The sequence below is a fragment of the Alistipes putredinis DSM 17216 genome, assembly GCF_000154465.1.
Classification (GTDB): Bacteria; Bacteroidota; Bacteroidia; order Bacteroidales; family Rikenellaceae; genus Alistipes; species Alistipes putredinis.
Window position 1 is genome coordinate 126,374 of the sequence record NZ_DS499580.1, and the last position, 18,322, is coordinate 144,695.

An 18,322-nucleotide genomic window follows, 5' to 3' on the forward strand; every position below is an offset into this window, starting at 1 on the left:
TCCTGATTTTTTAAATTGTTGATGATTGGGGATTGCGTTTGCTTTCCGCAAGCCGCTTGATAGCCAGTTCAAGGTTGCCGCCCAGCTTCTCGGCGAGGGCGAACAGTTCCATTTTCTCGCTTTCCTCTGTCGTGAACGTGTAATATTCTTCCAGCGAAACTTCTGTTGCATATACCGCCGACTGCGTGCCGCCCAGCGAGAAGAAAACTTCCTTGTACTTCCGTCCGGGGTGGTTCGCCATGTTGATAGACAATATCTGCGAACGCTCCTTGTCGGTCAGTCCGAGCAGGTTTTGTATGTTGTCGAACTTGTTCAGGTATTTTCGCTGGTCTAACAGGATTTTGCAGTCCGAGTTATTGATGATACTCTCTTTCACTATGGGCGAAGCAATAATATCTTCCACTTCCTGCGTTACCACAATCGCTTCCCCGAAATACTTCCTGACGGTTTTGTACAAATATTTTATGTAATCTGCCATGTTCGCCGATGCAATCGCTTTCCACGCTTCCTCGATTAGTATTAACTTCCTTATCCCCTTTAACTTGCGCATTTTGTTTATAAAGGCTTCCATAATAATGATAGTCGTTATCGGGAATAAAATCTTGTGGTCTTTGATGTTGTCCAATTCAAAGACTATGAAGCGTTTATGCAGCAAATCCAGCTCCTTGTTGGAGTTCAGCAGGTAGTCGTACTCACCACCACGATAGTACGGTTCAAGCACGTTCAGGAAATTGTCTATGTCAAAATCCTTTTCCCTGACGTTCTTCTGTTCAAGCTGTCGGCGGTAATCATCCCGGACAAACTCGTAGAACGTGTTGAAGCAGGGCGTTACCGACCTGTCGCCCGTGATACGTTCGATATAGGCACTCACGGCATTAGACAACGCCACTTCTTCCGACCGCTTGGGGGCTTCATCGTCCCGCTTCCACAGGGTGAGTATAAGGGTCTTGATACTCTCTTTCTTTTCGATGTCAAATACCCCGTCTTCGACATAGAACGGGTTGAACGCTATCGGGTTCTCGTTGGTGTAGGTGAAATAAATCCCGTCCTCGCCGTGCGTGCGGTTGTGGATAAGCTGGGACAGCCCCAAGTAGCTGTTACCCGTATCGACCAGCAGCACGTGCGCACCCTGCTCGTAATACTGGCGCACCATGTGGTTGGTGAAGAAAGACTTTCCCGACCCGCTCGGCCCAAGTATGAACTTGTTGCGATTGGTGGTGATGCCTTTCTTCATGGGCAAATCCGATATGTCGATGTGCAGCGGGCGACCGCTCACCCTGTCCACCATTTTGATACCGAACGGGGAAAGCGAACTCTTGTAGTTCGTTTCTTCCACGAACAGGCAGAGAGCCTGCCCCAAGAACGTGTAGAAACTTTCCTCTGCCGGGAAGTCGGCTTCGTTGCCGGGTATGCCCGCCCAAAAGAGCGTGGGCGTGTCGGTGGTGTTGTGGCGTGGCTTGCACTCCATTAGCGCAAGCTGGCTTCCCACATCGTTGCGTATGCGTTTGAGTTCGTCCCTGTCGTCACTCCATGCCATGACGTTGCAGTGGCAACGCACCGAGATAAGCCCCTTGCTGTGCGCTTCGTTCAAGTACTCGTCTATCCATTCTTTGTTCACTTGGTTGGCACGGGAATAGCGGGAGAGCGATTGCATATTCCGGGCGGTCTGCTCGAAGTTCTTCAGGTTTTCGGCGTGGTCGTCTATGAAGATGAACTGGTTATAGACGTGGTTACACGATAACAGCACGCCCACCGGGGCGGCGAATGACAGTCGGCAGTCGCTCCGGTCAGTGGACAGCTTCTCAAATCGGCAGTCCGTCCCGACCTTTCCGGGCAAATCTTCCACGTCCGAAAGCGTGTGCAGGCACAGTATATCGTCCCCGACACGCATTTCTTCCGGGTACAGCCCGATGTCTTTCAGGCAAGTAGTGTCGGTTTGCGAGAGCGAGAAGTATTTCTCGATGATGCCCGCCTTTCCGTCCTGCCCGGTGATTTCCGATGCCGCCAGCCGGGTAAGGGTGACAAATCCGCTGTCGTTCATAATCCTTTCAAACTGCCCGACCGCTTCGATGAACTTTGCCGCCGCTTCCTTGTCGGCTATCTCCTGCGGGACAATCCTGCCCCGGCAGAGGGTGGAGAAGTCGCTCTGTCGGCGGCTTCTCTCCCTTGTCGTCTTTGTCAGGAACAGGTAGCAGTAATGGTTCAGGAACGGGCGTTCATTGAAATGTCGTTCAAAGGAGCGGCTTAAAAAACTAAGTTCGTCCCTTTCGGTGTCGGGCTGGTAGTTCTCCTTGATGAAGAAGTCCTGCTTGTGTACTATGGAGTAGTCGGGCAGTACCTTGATTGCCTTGTACCACGCCGAATGTATGGCTTCATACTCGGCACTGGTGACGGTGAACAGTTCGGGCAGTTCCACCCTGAAAGCCACCGTTATGTCCGCATCCTTTGAAATGATGCAGCCGTTCTCCACCGCCAAAAGTGGAAATTTCCTTTCCAGCGTGGTAGCCTTTAATATATTCCTCATGTTCTTTCTTCCTTTCTTCTTTTGTAATTGAACAGCCGGGGTATCGCCTTTCGGCTGATAATGAAGCGTGGGTGTCTTTTGCGTGCGGCTGCTTTCATCAGCCCGTGCGTGCCGTACCGTGCGTTGAGCCGGAACGTCTGCCACACGAGCAGCAGCGAAGCCGACACGATGAAACCGATACATAGCCACTGGTTCGCGCCTGCCATGAACAGGACGATGAACACCACGAACACGGCGAGCAAGCCGCCGCAAAAGATAAAGAGGTACTGGCTTTTTAACCCCTTGAATTCCACTGGCTTCCCGATACCCCTGTTTACCGGATATTCAGACATAGCCGCTGGTTTAGAGGAAGAACGACCGCAGGATAGTGGCGGCAACAATTAAAAAGATGCACGCCCCGAACCAACTGGCGGCGGTCTTTGAGGTGTCGGGGTCGCCGCTCGAAAATTTGTTATATACTTTTACCCCGCCAATCAAGCCGCAGACCGCCCCGATTGCGTACACCAGTTTTGTTCCGGGGTCGAAATACCCGGTGATTAGGTTCGTGGCTTCGGTGATGCCCGCCTGCCCGTTGCCCTGTGCGTAGGCACTTACCGCAGCGGCAAGGATAGCCGCCGACAAAAAGATTTTCTTTCTCATTGTGATTTGTTTTTAATGCCGGGCGGCGGGTGGGAAGTCCGCCTTTCCCGGCTGGTGAATAATTTGAAATTTTAGTGGTCGGGGATAGTCCCGTTTGTCTGTTTGGTTTTCAGGTTGCCAATCAACCGTAGTCACGTTGCTTCATATTGTTACACGTTATTATATTATAGGAAATCGTTCATGTCGAACGCTTCGTGTTCCTTGCTTGTATTGCCAGCTTCGGCAGGGACAGCAGCCGTAGCCAGTTCCCCTTCGTTGCGTCCCAGCAGTTCCGCCACCTTTGCCAGCCCGCCGTTGATGTTCTCCACCACCGCATCGTAGAGGTTCGTCCCCTCAATGCTTGCCAGTGTCCCGGCTGCTTGCCGTTTCTCCGTTTCGGTGGGGTTGTCGGCGTTCGCCGTGCGTACCGCTTCGCCCAGTTCGTCAAAGCTCACGCCCGTAGCCCGCCCGGTATCATCGTCACCGTCCATGTACCCGGCTATTTCCTCGTCCTCGTAGTCGGGTTCGTCATTCTCGTAACCGGGCGTTTCTTCCGCTTCGGCTACTGCTTCCGGAATGTTTTCTTCCGGCTGTCCGTCAGCCTGCGGCGCAAAAATAGTATCATTTTCAGCCGCTTGCTGGAGGTGTCCCGATTTGTCCTGCGCTGTCCCGATTAGTCCGCCCTTGTATCGGCTTTCACCTATCAGCGTGTAGCCCGAAACCTCGTTTCGTGGGAGTGGCGCATCATCCGTTCTGCCCGGTGATGTCCGGCTGTCCGTGTAGCGATACCACAGCCATAGGGCGATATAGTACACCAAAAACCCGGTAAGTATGCAATAGATAACCATAGTCAGACAGGCTTTTGGAAGTGGCTTTCGTACAGGGTGTTTATCTCGTCTTGGTACTGCTCGAAGTGCCGCAGCAGAATGTTTTCCACGTAGCTGCTTACCGTCACCTTGCGCCCGCCTATCACCGTCACGATACGCATCAGCTTCTCGTGCGTGGTACGGCTCACGTACAAGGGCTGTCGGTCTGCCAGTTCCACTTTCTGAAAGTAGGTTTCCCGGTAGTTGCCTGAACCGCCCTTGCGCTTGCGGGGTGTCGGTTTCTCTACTTGCACCGTTTCTGTTTGTGTTTCTTGCGGTACATCATTCGTCTTATTATTATCTTGTTTACTGGGAACACCCTGCGATATAAGCTCTTTCATGAAATCCTCGTCTATCTTCGGCATCCCGCCGCTTTGTTTTGCCATATCATTTTAATTTGATGTAGTACACTATTTCGGTTATCAGTTCTTCCAAGTTGCTTCCCCTTACCAGCGGGCGGCTGGCGGGAAAGAGCGTGGAGCGGAACACCGCCTTTTTATCCGCCACCAGTTCCTTTTTGTAGCGTTTGGTATCGGGGATAAAGGTTTTCATCAGCGGCAGTTCCAGTTCCTTAATGGTCTTGTCATAGGCGGTGTAAAGGTCTGTTTTCTCCCGTCCGTCCACCATGTTCCAAAAGAGGTACAGCCCGGCAAGTCGGCAGGCTTCATTCCTCACCAATAGCTTTTGGATAGCCATTGCGAACGACAGGCTGCTTTCCAGCACCACCTTGTCGGCTGAAATGGGGGTGAAAATGTAGTCCATGCCCGCAAGGGAGTTTATCACGCCCTTGCTATTCACCGTGCCGGGCAGGTCGAAAAACACTATATCCGGCACGTGTCCGGCGGCTATATGTTCGTCAGCCGTTGCAATCGCCTTTTCGGGTGAACTGCACAATACCGGATAGGCTTTCTTCCCCAGCCGGGTAAACTGTTCATACGCCATGCGCTTGTAATCTTCATCCGCCCCGACCTGCTCGGCATCCCGCTTGCGCATCCCGGCAATGGAGTGTTGGGGATAGTCGCAATCGACCACCGCCACATCGTAGCCTTTGAGGTAGTAGAGGTAACTCGCCGCCAGCACGGTAAAGGTGGTTTTGCCGACCCCGCCCTTTTGTGTGGAAAAGGCGACATAAAGGGGTGTTTTCTCGTTTTCCATATTGCTTCCGTTCATTATTGGTTGATAGATTTATTTATTGCTTTCAATCATTCATTCTTTCCATGTTGCAATCTTGAAATATTGAAAGATTGTTTTATTTCAATCTTGCTTTCCTGCTTTCATTCTTTCTTGAAATATTGAAGTCCTGCAATCCTGCTTTCTTGAAATCCTGCTTTCAATCATTCTTTCCTGATTGGAATATTTCTTTCAATCTTGCTTTCAATCTTGAAATCCGATGCAAAAAAAGGGAGAAAAAACGTCCCCTGAAAACCTTGTCCCGATTTGTCCTGCGCTGTCCCATTTTGTCCACCAACCGCCTATTTTACAGCATTATAAATCACCGTTACTTTGCAGCGGAGTAACGAACCGCAGGGGGCGCAGGTGTAAAACCGGGCTGGTGAGCGGCAGGGCTTACCGTTCCACGCTAACCCCAATCCGTCCGTGACGGATTTCGATTTTCGTCAGAAAATAGCAAGGTGTGTTTTGTAGCATACAAAACCGTTTTCCGTGCCTGAAAACGCCTTGCCCCTTGCGGGGGTAAAAATCACTCCGAAGTCGTAATTTTTTAATTCAAAGAAGTATGGAAACAAGAAGAACCAACAAGGGCGGTCGCCCCGCCCTCGCAGACCCGGCGAAGCACCGCCATGTCCTTTACCTGAATGACCGGGAGAACGCCCGCTTCCTCTCGCAGTGGGAGCAGTCTGGCGTTACGAGCAAGTCCCGTTTCATCGCTGCCCGGCTGTTCGGCGAACCGTTCCGGGTGGTGAAAGTGGACAAGTCGGCGGTAGAATACTGCGCCCGGCTGACTGAATTTTACGCCCAGTTCCGGGCGGTTGCGGTCAATTACAACCAAGTTGTAAAGGCGTTGCACAGTAACTTTTCGGAGAAAAAGGCACTGGCTTTTCTCTATAAACTGGAGAAAGTGACCACCGAACTGGCTATGTTGAACCGTCAGGTTATCGACCTGACAAACGAGTGCAAGGAACTATGGTTGCCAAAATAAGCACGGGCGGCAATATGTTCGGCGCACTGGCATACAACCAAAACAAAGTGGACAGCGAGGAAGCAAAGGTGCTTTTCTCCAACCGGATGCTGTTAAGCGAGGACGGGAATTTCTCTATCGGCGAGTGTATGCGCAGCTTCGAAATGCAGATGCCCGTCCAGCTATCCACCAAGAAGCCGATACTGCATATTTCCATAAACCCGCACCCGGAAGACGTGCTGACCGACCAGCAGCTTTCCGACATCGCACGGGAGTATATGCAGAAGTTGGGCTACGGCGACCAGCCTTATTTGGTGTACAAGCACACAGACATCGACCGCCACCATATCCATATCGTAGGGTTGCGGGTGGACGAGAACGGCAGACCGCTGAATGACAGGTTTGAGCATCGGCGCAGCAAGCAAATCACCCGTGAACTGGAAAAGAAATACAACCTGCACCCGGCAGAGAGGAAAGCGAGGACGGAACGCCCGGAACTTAAAAAGGTGGACTACACCGCCGGGGACGTGAAGCACCAAATCGGCAACACCGTGAAAGCGGCTTGCTATGGCTACCGCTTCCATTCATTCGGGGAGTACAAGGCGTTGCTTGCCACCTATAATATATGCGCCGAGGAAGTCAAAGGCGAGGTAAACGGCAAACCCTATCAAGGCATTGTCTATTCCACTGCCAATGACAAGGGCGAAAAGGTGGGTAACCCGGTAAAGGCTTCCCGCATCGGCAAGTCGGTGGGCTATGAAGCGGTACAGCGCAGAATGGAGAAATCGGGCGAGGCAATCAAGAACGGGAAACTGAAAGAACGCACCCGGAAGATTGTCGCCACTGCCATGCAGACTGCCCGTAGCCGCAAGGAATTGGAACAGCAGCTAAAGAAACAGGGCATTGACGTGGTATTCCGTCAGAACGACAGCGGGCGCATCTATGGCGTTACGTTCATCGACCACGACAGCCGGGTGGTGCTGAACGGTTCTCGCTTGGGCAAGGAGTATTCGGCGAACGTGTTCAACGACCTGTATTCCGATGAAAGAAAAACGGATATACAGCGGGAACAATCCACGCATCAAGAACAGCCGGGCTTCACGCCGAAAGCCGACATCGTTTCGGGCGTGGCTTCCGTGCTGGGTGCTTTCGGCGGTTTGCTGGGCGGCGGTGCATCAGGCGGTGACGAGCCGCAGGACACCGCCCGCCAAAAGAGAAAGAAGAAAAAGAAGCGCACAAGGCGCATTGACTAACTAAAAAAATATACAATTATGCAGCAAGAAGATGATTTGAGAGGGCTTGCAAGGGTCATGGACTTTATGCGGGCTGTCAGTATTTTATTCGTGGGAATAAACGTGTACTGGTTCTGTTACTCCACCCTGAAAGAGTGGGGAGTGACCTTTGAAGTGATAGACAAGATACTGTGGAACTTCCAGCGCACTACCGGGCTGTTCTCGTCTATCTTATGGACAAAACTATTTTCGGTGGTGTTCCTCGCCCTGTCGTGCATTGGCACTAAGGGCGTGAAAGAGGAAAAAATAACGTGGACGAAGATACATTGTAGCCTTGCGGCGGGTGTGGTGCTGTTTTTCCTGAACTGGTGGATGCTGGAACTTCCCCTGCCACACACGGCAGGTACGGTATTTTATATCGCCACGCTGTCGGCGGGTTACATCTGTATGCTCATGGCGGGTACGTGGATGTCCCGCCTGTTGAAGAACAACCTTATGGATGATGTCTTTAATACCGAGAACGAAAGTTTCATACAGGAAACAAGACTTATCGAAAACGAATATTCCGTAAATTTGCCGACCCGGTTTTATTATAACAAGAAATGGAATAGCGGCTGGATAAATGTTGTAAATCCGTTCCGTGCCAGCCTTGTATTGGGAACACCGGGCAGTGGTAAGTCTTATGCGGTGGTAAATAGCTACATTAAACAGCAGATAGAGAAAGGTTTTGCCTTATATTGTTATGATTATAAGTTCCCTGACCTTTCAGAAATCGCTTATAATCATTTGCTTAACCATTTGGACGGTTACAAGGTGAAGCCGAAGTTTTACGTTATTAATTTTGATGACCCACGCAAGAGCCACCGATGCAACCCGATAAACGCCAGCTTCATGTCGGACATTGCGGATGCCTACGAAGCCAGTTATACGATTATGCTTAACCTTAATCGCAGTTGGATAAGCAAACAGGGTGATTTTTTCGTGGAAAGTCCGATTATCCTTTTGGCGGCTATAATTTGGTATTTGCGCATCTATCAGGGCGGTAAGTATTGCACGTTTCCCCATGCCATAGAACTGCTGAACAAGAAATACGCCGATGTTTTCACGATTTTGCGCAGCTATCCCGAACTGGAAAACTACCTTTCTCCATTCGTGGATGCTTGGGAGAGTTCGGCGGTCGAACAGTTACAGGGGCAAATAGCCAGTGCGAAAATCCCGCTTTCAAGGATGATAAGCCCGGCACTTTACTGGGTAATGACGGGCGATGATTTTTCACTGGACATCAACAACCCGGCAGAGCCTAAAATCTTGGTTGTCGGCAACAACCCCGACCGTCAGAACATCTATTCGGCGGCACTGGGGCTGTATAATTCCCGTATCGTGAAGCTGATAAACAAGAAAGGTCAGCTTAAAAGTTCGGTGATAATAGATGAACTACCGACCATATATTTTCGTGGGCTTGACAATCTGATTGCAACCGCCCGAAGCAACAAAGTGGCGGTTCTGCTGGGCTTTCAGGATTACAGCCAGCTTACCCGTGACTACGGGGACAAGGAAAGCAAAGTAATCCAAAATACTGTGGGTAACGTGTTCAGCGGTCAGGTAGTCGGTGAAACGGCAAAAATACTGTCGGAGCGTTTCGGAAAGGTGTTGCAGAAACGGCAGAGCATGACGATAAACCAGCGGGAGAAGTCCACCTCGATAAGCACCCAAATGGACAGCCTGATACCCGCCAGTAAAATATCCAACCTCACGCAAGGCATGTTCGTGGGGGCGGTAGCGGACAACTTCGATGAACGGATAGAGCAGAAGATTTTCCACTGTGAAATCGTGGTGGACAATGAAAAGGTGAAGCGGGAAACCGCCCGCTACGTGAAACTTCCGCAAATAATCGACTTCATCGACAAGGACGGCAACGACCGGATGCAGGAAGAGATACAAGCCAACTACGACCGCATCCGGCAGGAAGTCCGGCAGATTGTCGAGGACGAGATAACCCGGATTAAGAACGACCCGGAGCTATGCCATTTGATAAAAGAGGAAGAATAGCTGTATATAATATAATGTATGGAGTGAAGAACAGCCGATGTAGCTTTACGGTTGTTCTTCATTTTGCTTTTGGGTGCGGTAGGCTTCAAAACGCACCAGTATTTCGTGTAGGTTCTTCAATGCTTCCACCGCCTTGCCTATCGGCGGCATCCTGCTTTTGTCAAAAGTCAGCTTCTTCAAATCGGTAGTGTACGCCGTAGCCACTTCGGGCAACGCCATGACCGCTTCGGCATCCTTGAATATCGGTGCATCAGCCAGTGACAAGTGCGAACGGGAGTTTTTGTTTAGTCCGTCCTCTATTGTTACCCGGTACATGGCATCCAAGAAATCTTCCGAATATAAGTAGTCATTGTATTCCTGATTGTGGTAGAGTGCCGACAAGTCGTAAACGTCACGGATATGCTTTGCCAATAGTGCGGCGGCATCCTCGTTGTAGGATAACTTTACCAGCCTTGAAATCTTGTCGCAGATAGTCTTTCGGGGGTTGATGCACTGCACTTCAAAACTTTCCAGCCCGTAGGTACTTATCAGTTCCTCTTGCCCGATGCTTTCAAGAAAAGCAGTCACAATCGGTTTGATTGTCTGTTTGTCCGCAGGGTAGAACATTTGTTGTTTGTCCGGCAGGTCGCAGGACTTTATTTCCACTTCCAAATGTTCTTTCAATCCCACGCCTTGAAATACATTTTCATACGAGAAATACAGCTTGCGGTAGTTGCCGCCCGTTTCCGACAAATCATCCTTGTATATGTCGCTGTTAAGTTCGGCGATGTGTTTGGAAAGTTTCTTGTTCAATGTTTTTTCCGCCTGCTTGGACGCACTTTTATCACCCGTGAACACGAACAAGTCCAAATCTTCCGAGAAACGTTCTATCAGCCCGTAGGCTTTGGAAAGCGAAGTGCCACCCTTGAAGTAGGTCTTATTGGCATATTCGGACAGAGAAATATCCCGCAGTATCTTCGATACCCAGTAATCCTTTTCCACGTGCGACTGCTCGTAGCTGAACTGTTCAGCCGCCAGTGCGATGATTTCCTTGAACGCTTCCTTATCCGAATGTAAATCCATATCTCTATCTTATGCCGTTTTATAATCCAAATTGAACCGTGTCGTGGGAAGAATGGTCTTTGCCATTTCCGTTTGCAACACGGTTTGTCTGATGTCGCCCAGTATATCTGCAACAGTCTTTCTGACACGTGGCGGGTAACTTTTCGCCAAAGATACGATTTTCTCCAGTTCCGGCAGACTATATCCGTTGAAATATTGGTTCTTGACCCGGTTGTAGATGTCCTGCCCGGTTGTTCCGGGTATGCGCTTCATGTCCTTTATCGCATCGAGCAGTCGCAAGTACGGTACAAGGCTTTCATCCGAGTAGTCCGTGCAATAGGCTTTCACACACTCTATATCCAAGTTCTTGAAACGGAAACGGCGCACCGGATAGGGAGTGGCTATCGTTATGGTTGTGGCGACCTGTTCGGTCAGCCCCATTTTGTTATAGACGTAAGCCCCCGTAATATAGCCGTTCAGTTTTTCGGTAAGATAACGAAACTGTTCATCCTGATAGACGGGCAGCTTCCCCAATCCTAAGACCGATTTCTTGGGGCGGTAGTACGCACCCTTTTCAACCCGTACCAGTACCCCTTTGCGGCTCTGTTCGGAGAGCAGCACCGCAACATTAGCGGTCTTTTCCGTTTCAAACGACAAATCCCGGAACGTGAATATACGCCCGGTATCTATCCGTTCAATCTGCCCAAGTATCTCTTTCCTGAATGAAGCCATATTTATGTACTTTGTTTCTATCTGCAAAGATAGTATAATATGTAATTACATGCAAAAACATAACAAATATTTTGTCGAAGATGTTTTCTTTCTGTCGTGTCACTTGATAATAGGAGAATAAGGAACATAATTAAAGGCTTGTCAAACGCTTCACAAACGCTCCAAAATAAGCTATATTTCAGCCTTGATTATGTATATATCGTTCATTCTTATCTTATTGACAAAATAGGAAACGCTTCACAAATGGCTCACAAATAGCTCATCTAAAGCGAGCGATTAACTTCGTTCTGTACCCGTTTTAAATCTCCGACCAACAGTTGGAGATTTACCGCACCCGTATAATTTCAAGCACCGCAGGACAAATTCGGGCATCCCTTGCCCCCGTCTTTAGTTGCTATCTTTGGACTGGACTTATTATTATACCATTAGCAACAATCAAATTATTATCGTTATTATGGACATTTAAAGTAAAAAAGATATTCCTATAATGATTAAAGCAATAGATGCAAATATGTATCTATACCTTTTTGTAGAAAACATTGCTCCTATACAGGAGATAGATACAGCAAATTGCATACATTTTAAACTTAACTCTGTAGTCTTAAATATACACATAGACAAAAAAGATAATGCCAAAACAAATAGTATAGTATTCAATATATATTTCAGTTTCATATTACTTTGATTTATATTGACCTTATTAGCAGCATATAAATTGCTCATCCTATCCCAATAAACAATCCTATACAAGAGAACAAGGTGAATCTCTTTTCCTTGTATTTCATCCTATAGACCAGCCCGATAATAGCACATAAAGGAATTTTAGATGAATCTGTATTTTTTCCTTTGTTTACAAGGTATTTATGATGTTCTTTCATCCTTTCTTTGCTCAATTTGCGAATCTCACGGTTCTCTTTGTTCTGTTGTAACATACATTTATGCAACCTAATGTTCCCATGATTCAGTTTAATCTATTTTTTCTAATTCAATTGTAGCTACTTTCTCTTTATCTGGACTAATTTCATTCTGTATAATGGTTATATGTTTTTGGGTATAGCTTTTGATAACCCAAGGGGCTCCACCCAAATATAAAGCATTACTATTAAATGTGATATATTTCCCTTCTATTGTATAAGTAATATCAATTTCATCGTAACCTTCCCAATTTACTTTCCCTTTCCGAGTATCTACAAATTGCATACCGACCCCCATATTTTGTACTGCCCAAGCTTCACAATGCCCTGTTCCACGCCATGAAGTCTGATAAAGTGCTTCGGGGGTTAATTCATTTGTCTGTTCATTATCATCGTCGCAGCTTATAAAGCTGAATGTACAGAGGAATAGCATAAGTATTCCAAGAATTTCTTTTGTTTTCATATTCTCTTTTAATCTCTTGTTTAACTCATTCAATCTTTATTTTGTCTCTTCGTTGAACCAACCAAAGATAAGACAAAGATAAAAAGAAGAATCCTTTGGCAGATTAAGATACTCTTGGAATATTGTTATGAATGTAAATTTCTAAACCTATGTTTATTTTTTGTTGTCAAAGCTTTGCTTGCGTCTGATTCGGCTCATGTGTACGGGTGTAATTTTGAGGTAGGATGCTATTTCTTTTAGTGATACCATTTGGAGGATTGCAGGGCATTTTTTTAAAAGTTGGAGGTAACGCTCTTCCGGTGTGAATCTGAATAAATCCAAATAACGTGAATATGATTGGAAAAACATCTGTTCGGCTGCGATACGGGCTATCCGTTGGTTTTCGTTATTTTCCTTGAATTTTTGCTGTAAGAATGCAGAAGAACAGATGTAAATCTCGCACGGGATTATCGCCTGTATATTCAATTCTGATTTCATGCCATATAAGCAAGTGGGATAATCGGCTATAAATTCATTTGGAAAGGAAAAACCGACATTATACAGCTTGTTTTCTGTCCGGTTGGTGCAACTGTATTTGACTACGCCTGACAAGATAAACCCGAAGAAAGAACAAGCATCACCTTCATGGAGAATAAACTCATTCTTTTTATAATGTCGTAACTCTCCATGTTTCAGACACAACTCCTTGAAGAAGTCTATGTCTATGTTACTCATATATGAATTGAATTCGGCTATCATTTGTATATAAGAGAAATGTATAAAAAATATCTGAATTTCCATGTTTGGAGTTTAGTCTGTTTTTTGTCTATATATTCAAACCGTACTAAACTTTTTTCTGTTGACTGCAAGATATAGGTACTGGCGAAAAGAATAAAGGGTATTTCTTTTTGCCAGTATTACTTTTAATAATTTGAGGAAGAAATAATACTCTAAGTAAAAGCCTATTCTACCGTCCGAGAGCTTATTTTGCTTCAGATTGGGGTTTTCTTTCGTTTTATTTTCTAACTTTGCCATTGTTTAGAGGTTTTATCCCGATTTTGATACTGTAACCGAGTAATTACACTAAATAGTTGATTTTCTTTTGTTTTCTGCGGATGCAAAGGTACAAAAGAAAATGATATTTCAAAGTGTACTAAAAGTATGCTGAATAACAGAAAATGGGTAAAATATGGCAAAAATAGAGAAAAATAAGAAATATTCAAGTGATTGATAATAAGGACGATGAATTATTTTATTTCCCTATGATTTCCATGGCTTGTACCGGCATTGGCATTGGGTGGTAAAGAAGCAATAGATAACATCCATATTCTAAAAACTATTCCTTACATAGAAATGTCCCCCAATCTATCGGGGATTTGAAACAAGTGCAATAACAGATTACTAACGAAGCGCGATAATGCTCAAACAGCGTTCCCCGCTAATCTATTAAAGGGTTCACAAAGGGTTCATTGAAAGAGAGTGGTTAACTTCGCTCTCTTTTTTATGCCCGTTTCCAATTCTGCAACCATTAACCGCAGAATTTCATCCACCCGGACAAATCGGGACAGCGCAGGACAAATGCGGACACTCTTTTCTGCCTATCCAAATATAGCATATTTAGTGGCTATCTTTGGGCGGGACTATTCCCGTAACCACTAAAATTCCAATTATTTATGGCAAACAGAATGACCCCGCCCGCAGAGGGGCAGGAAAAAGACGTGCTGCTGGTCTTGGATAAACAGCAGGGCAAGGTGAGTGCCGTCAAGGGTATTGACAAGGAGGGCAATTTGCAGACCGTGCCGCCGACACACGGCGGCGAGTTCATGCAGGTGGACAAGAACAGCGATGTGTTCAGCAACTTCCTTTCCAATTTCTTCCGCAAGTTTCAGGACACTTCCGGGCTGGAACTTTTCAGCGTAAAGGCATCCGAAGCAGAACAGCAGGCAAAGGCAATCGAGGACAACCACCGCAACCCTACACCGGAGGGCGACAAGCGGGCTGAAATGCTTCGAGTGCCGAAGCCCGACTTCCACGAGTTCAAGCAGGGCTACCGCTTCGACCCGGCAAAAATCGACTGGGAGAACCTGAAAAAAGTCGGCATTACCGCCGACACCCTGAAAAACACGAAAGACTTCGACCGGGTGATGCGTGGCTACAAGTCCCGCAACACCTACACCGTTTCGGGGACGGTAGGCGGCTTTTACCTCAAACCTACCGATGTCAAGCTCTCTTTCTATCAGGCAAAGGACGGTACGGTAGTACCCAAGCTGCACGGCGTACAGCAGGATGAAAAGCTGTTGCAACGCCCGTTCCATGAACACGACTTCACCAAGCAGGAACAGGGCAACTTGCAGGGTACTGGCAACTTGGGCGGCATCGCACAAATCAAAGACCCGAAAAGCGGCGAACAAATCCCCGTGTTCGTCAGCCGGGACAGGTACACGCACGAACTGGAATACATGCGGGCAGACAAATGGAAATGCCCCGATACAATCTGTAACGTGAAAGTCAGCCCGGAACAGAAAACTGCCTTTGAAGCCGGGCAAGCGGTCAAAATGGAAAACCTGCAATTCAGGGACGGCACGAAGCGCAGTGCCTATCTACAGGTCAGCGCAGTGGAGCGTGGCTTGGAGTTCCTGCCCCGTGCCGCCGTCCAGTTCTTACAGCAGGGACAGCAGCAGGTAGCCGGGCTAAAGGACGGGCAGGGCGTTGAGTTCAACGGTCATGTGCAGTCCGGCGCACAGGGCAAATCCCCCGACAAGGTGCAGCCGAAAGACGTTACCCCCACCGCCGAGAGCCGGACACAGGTAGCGGTCAATACAGAGGGCAAGACCAACGAAGCCACCAAGCAGGGCAAAGAGCCGTTGAAACAGGGGCAGCAAAAGCCTACCGCCAAGCAGAAAGAGAAGCAGGACAAGGCGCAAGACAAGAGCCAGAAAGCGGACAAGCCCAAAAAGTCCAAAGGAATGAAAATGTAGTACCCACCCTTAAAAAGTAAAGAATTATGATTGCATTGATAGCAGAGAAGCCCAGCGTGGCAAAAGACATCGCCCGCATCATCGGGGCGACACAGAAGAATGACGGTTATCTTTCCGGCAACGGGTATATGGTGACATGGGCGTTCGGCCACTTAATCCAGCTTGCCATGCCGGAAGCCTACGGCGTGGCGAACTTCCGCAGGGAGAGCCTGCCCATACTGCCGCCCGATTTCCAGCTAATCCCCCGTCAGGTGAAAGCCGAGAAAGGCTACAAGGCAGACCCCGGCGTGTTGAAACAGTTGAAAGTGATTAAAGAGGTATTCGACCAGTGCGACAAGATTATTGTAGCCACCGATGCCGGGCGTGAGGGCGAATTGATACACCGCTATATCTATAACTATTTAGGTTGTACCAAGCCCTTTGTACGCCTGTGGATAAGCAGCCTTACCGACAGGGCAATCCGTGAGGGGCTGGATAACTTGCAGCCGGGAGAGCGTTACGATAACCTCTACCTTTCTGCCAAGTCCCGCAGCGAAGCCGACTGGCTGATAGGTATAAATGCCACCCAAGCGTTGAGCGTGGCAGCCGGGCAGGGCGTGTTCTCGCTGGGCAGGGTGCAGACACCCACGCTCGTGATGATATGCAGCCGCTATTTGGAAAACAAGAACTTTGTCCCGACCAAGTTTTGGCAACTCAAAGCCGATACCGCCAGCGGTAGAATCAGTTTCACCGCCCAATCTACCGCCAAGTGGGAGCAGCAGCCCGAAGCCATAGCCGCCCTGCAACGGGTAAAGGATGCCGGGCAGCTTGCGGTGAAGTCCGTTGAAAGGAAAGAAACCAGCCAAGAACCGCCCCTTTTGTACGACCTTACCACGCTGCAAAAGGAAGCGAACACGAAACTGAACTTTTCGGCGGACAAGACCCTTTCCATAGCGCAAAGCCTGTACGAAAAGAAAGTGATGTCATACCCCCGAACCGGGAGCCGCTATATCCCGGAGGACGTTTTCGATGAAATGCCGGAACGTGTCGCCATGCTGGGGCAGTACCCCCGCTTTGCCGGATATGCCGCCGGATTGAACGGCGTAACGCTGAACCGCCGTAGCGTGAATGACGGCAAAGTGACCGACCACCACGCCTTAATCGTGACTGAAAACCTGCCCGGTGAACTCTCCAAAGACGAACGGGCGGTTTACGAACTGGTAGCCGGGCGTATGCTGGAAGCCTTTTCGGGCAGGTGCGTGAAAGACGTAACCACCGCTGTGCTGTTTGCCGGAGATACCGACTTCACGGTGAAAGGGTCGGTGATGAAAGAAGCCGGGTGGCGTGCCGTATTCAGCGAGCAGGGAACGGGAGAGGATGAAGAAACCGCCAGCCTGCCGCCACTCCAAAAGGGCGAAAACCTGCCTATTTCCAACGTGGAACTGTTGGAGAAACAGACCAAGCCGAAACCGCTGCACACGGAAAGCAGCCTGCTTGCCGCAATGGAAAACGCAGGCAAGGAACTGGAGGATGCCGAACTGAAAGCCAGCTTGAAAGATGCCGGGATAGGTACACCCGCCACCCGTGCGGCGATTATCGAAACGCTGTTCACCCGCCAGTACATCGTGCGTGAGAAGAAGAACCTTGTACCCACCGACAAGGGGCTTGCCGTTTACAGGATTGTCAAGGACAAGAAGATTGCCGATGTCGAAATGACGGGTATGTGGGAAACCGCCCTTTCCAAGATAGAAGCGGGAAACATGGATGCCGACACGTTCCGAAAGGGTATCGAGGTGTACGCCGCCCAAATCACGGCGGAACTGCTTTCGGTACAATTATCTGTTGCGGGCAGTGAAACCTGTCCCTGCCCCAAATGCAATAACGGGCGCATCCTGTTCTACCCGAAAGTGGCGAAGTGTTCCAACGTGGACTGTACGCTTACCATATTCCGCAACAAGTGCGACAAGCAGCTTTCCGACAAGCAGATTGTCGAGTTGGTGACGAAACGCAAGACCGGGCTAATCAAGGGCTTCAAGGGCAAGAACGGCAAGGTTTTCGATGCTTCGCTGGTGCTGGACGAACAGTTCAATGTCGGTTTTTCATTCCCCGAAAAGAAAGCGAAACCGAAGAAATAGCCTATCTTTGCCACTGAAATTTCATTGTGATAGGTTTTGCAACTTATAATAATTGAAATTTTAGTGGTTGCGCCCGGCGGGAACCGGGCGCATTTTTTATACGTTCCCGCCAAACAGGTAGGTCGAACAGACCACCCCGTTATCCAGCACCCTGCTTTCCGAAAGTTTCCACCGTGAGCCGAATGTTTCCCCGATAAAGCCGATGCCTTTGCCCGCCATGACTGGGACGGTGTAGATTGTCAGTATGTCCAGCAACCCGGCTTTAATCAATGAAGTAAGCAGCTTACCACCGCCCACCACCAGTATGTCGGTTTCCTGTTTAAGTTCATAGACCCTTTGCAGCGGTTCTTCGGTCAGGAACTCCACGCCGCAGTCCGGCGTCACGTTGGTGTCGTAGTGTGACACCACAAAAGACCGCTTGCTTTTGTGCGGCCACCCGCCCCAGTGTTCAAAGATGTAGTTGTAGGTGTTCGCCCCCATAAGCAGGCAGCTTGCGGCGGCGTGTTCCCTTGCCGCCAGTTCCTTGACCTCACGGGGCATCCAGTCCAGTTCATAGTCCGGTGTGGCGGTATGCCCGTCCAGCGATACGGCGATGTGCGCTTTGATTTGTTCCATATTGTCAGGTATTAAAGTGATATAATTCCTACTGTCCGGCACGTCAGCCACCCGTCCAAA

Annotated in this window: 17 protein-coding genes; 5 read left to right on the forward strand and 12 right to left on the reverse strand. The window is 48.6% G+C overall.

The genetic code is table 11. From position 1 onward, the window contains the following. Positions 1-10: 10 nt before the first annotated feature. The 6 genes from ALIPUT_RS09350 to ALIPUT_RS09375 all read right to left on the reverse strand — a co-directional run bounded on the left by ALIPUT_RS09350 (position 11) and on the right by ALIPUT_RS09375 (position 5,178). Positions 11-2,524, reverse strand: coding sequence for a TraG family conjugative transposon ATPase (locus ALIPUT_RS09350; RefSeq protein WP_004329659.1), 2,514 nt, complete (start codon positions 2,522-2,524; stop codon positions 11-13). Next, the gene (locus ALIPUT_RS09355) at positions 2,521-2,856 is read right to left on the reverse strand and encodes a DUF4133 domain-containing protein (protein ID WP_004329660.1); all 336 of its coding nucleotides are present in this window, start codon (positions 2,854-2,856) and stop codon (positions 2,521-2,523) included. Before ALIPUT_RS09355 ends, ALIPUT_RS09350 begins: the two co-directional genes overlap by 4 nt. 10 nt (positions 2,857-2,866) lie before the next feature. Further along, positions 2,867-3,163, reverse strand: coding sequence for a DUF4134 domain-containing protein (locus ALIPUT_RS09360; RefSeq protein ID WP_004309970.1), 297 nt, complete (start codon positions 3,161-3,163; stop codon positions 2,867-2,869). 164 nt (positions 3,164-3,327) lie between these two features. Then, a complete protein-coding gene (locus ALIPUT_RS09365) occupies positions 3,328-3,990 on the reverse strand; it encodes a hypothetical protein (protein ID WP_004329661.1) in 663 nt (220 codons plus the stop codon). Positions 3,991-3,992: 2 nt separating this feature from the next. Continuing rightward, positions 3,993-4,394: a DUF3408 domain-containing protein gene (locus tag ALIPUT_RS09370; protein ID WP_004329662.1), complete on the reverse strand. Its 402-nt coding sequence runs from the start codon at positions 4,392-4,394 to the stop codon at positions 3,993-3,995. Between the two features lies 1 nt (position 4,395). After that, entirely contained in the window at positions 4,396-5,178 is a 783-nt protein-coding gene (locus ALIPUT_RS09375; RefSeq protein ID WP_004329663.1) for a ParA family protein, read from the reverse strand. A 565-nt stretch (positions 5,179-5,743) separates the two neighbouring features. Here ALIPUT_RS09375 and mobA point away from each other — a divergent pair. From mobA to mobC, 3 genes are read left to right on the forward strand one after another with little or no spacing between them, the layout of a single operon-like run. Beyond that, positions 5,744-6,166 carry a conjugal transfer protein MobA gene (mobA, locus tag ALIPUT_RS09380; protein ID WP_004329664.1) on the forward strand — a complete coding sequence of 141 codons (423 nt, stop codon included), beginning with the start codon at positions 5,744-5,746 and terminating at the stop codon, positions 6,164-6,166. Continuing rightward, on the forward strand, positions 6,151-7,398 hold the full coding sequence (gene mobB / locus ALIPUT_RS09385; RefSeq protein ID WP_004329665.1) for a conjugal transfer protein MobB: 1,248 nt from the start codon (positions 6,151-6,153) through the stop codon (positions 7,396-7,398). Before mobA ends, mobB begins: the two co-directional genes overlap by 16 nt. A gap of 18 nt (positions 7,399-7,416) precedes the next feature. Next, entirely contained in the window at positions 7,417-9,426 is a 2,010-nt protein-coding gene (gene mobC / locus ALIPUT_RS09390) for a conjugal transfer protein MobC (protein WP_004329666.1), read from the forward strand. A 45-nt stretch (positions 9,427-9,471) separates the two neighbouring features. Here mobC and ALIPUT_RS09395 read toward each other — a convergent pair whose 3' ends face one another. The 5 genes from ALIPUT_RS09395 to ALIPUT_RS09425 all read right to left on the reverse strand — a co-directional run bounded on the left by ALIPUT_RS09395 (position 9,472) and on the right by ALIPUT_RS09425 (position 13,590). Beyond that, a complete protein-coding gene (locus tag ALIPUT_RS09395) occupies positions 9,472-10,488 on the reverse strand; it encodes a nucleotidyl transferase AbiEii/AbiGii toxin family protein (protein WP_004329667.1) in 1,017 nt (338 codons plus the stop codon). A 9-nt stretch (positions 10,489-10,497) separates the two neighbouring features. After that, entirely contained in the window at positions 10,498-11,199 is a 702-nt protein-coding gene (locus tag ALIPUT_RS09400) for a DUF6088 family protein (RefSeq protein ID WP_004313269.1), read from the reverse strand. 966 nt (positions 11,200-12,165) lie between these two features. Next, positions 12,166-12,576, reverse strand: a complete 411-nt coding sequence (locus ALIPUT_RS09415) for a hypothetical protein (protein ID WP_004313267.1) — start codon at positions 12,574-12,576, stop codon at positions 12,166-12,168. Positions 12,577-12,729: 153 nt separating this feature from the next. Further along, on the reverse strand, positions 12,730-13,356 hold the full coding sequence (locus ALIPUT_RS09420) for a Crp/Fnr family transcriptional regulator (RefSeq protein WP_004313266.1): 627 nt from the start codon (positions 13,354-13,356) through the stop codon (positions 12,730-12,732). 33 nt (positions 13,357-13,389) lie between these two features. Next, positions 13,390-13,590, reverse strand: coding sequence for a hypothetical protein (locus ALIPUT_RS09425; protein WP_004329670.1), 201 nt, complete (start codon positions 13,588-13,590; stop codon positions 13,390-13,392). A gap of 638 nt (positions 13,591-14,228) precedes the next feature. Between ALIPUT_RS09425 and ALIPUT_RS09430 the strand changes: the two genes are divergently transcribed. Together ALIPUT_RS09430 and ALIPUT_RS09435 are read left to right on the forward strand one after the other, a co-directional pair. Further along, entirely contained in the window at positions 14,229-15,533 is a 1,305-nt protein-coding gene (locus ALIPUT_RS09430) for a DUF3945 domain-containing protein (protein ID WP_004329671.1), read from the forward strand. Between the two features lie 26 nt (positions 15,534-15,559). Further along, on the forward strand, positions 15,560-17,647 hold the full coding sequence (locus ALIPUT_RS09435; protein WP_004329672.1) for a type IA DNA topoisomerase: 2,088 nt from the start codon (positions 15,560-15,562) through the stop codon (positions 17,645-17,647). Positions 17,648-17,743: 96 nt separating this feature from the next. Here ALIPUT_RS09435 and ALIPUT_RS09440 read toward each other — a convergent pair whose 3' ends face one another. Beyond that, positions 17,744-18,262, reverse strand: coding sequence for a dihydrofolate reductase family protein (locus ALIPUT_RS09440; protein ID WP_040293864.1), 519 nt, complete (start codon positions 18,260-18,262; stop codon positions 17,744-17,746). Between the last annotated feature and the right edge of the window lie 60 nt (positions 18,263-18,322).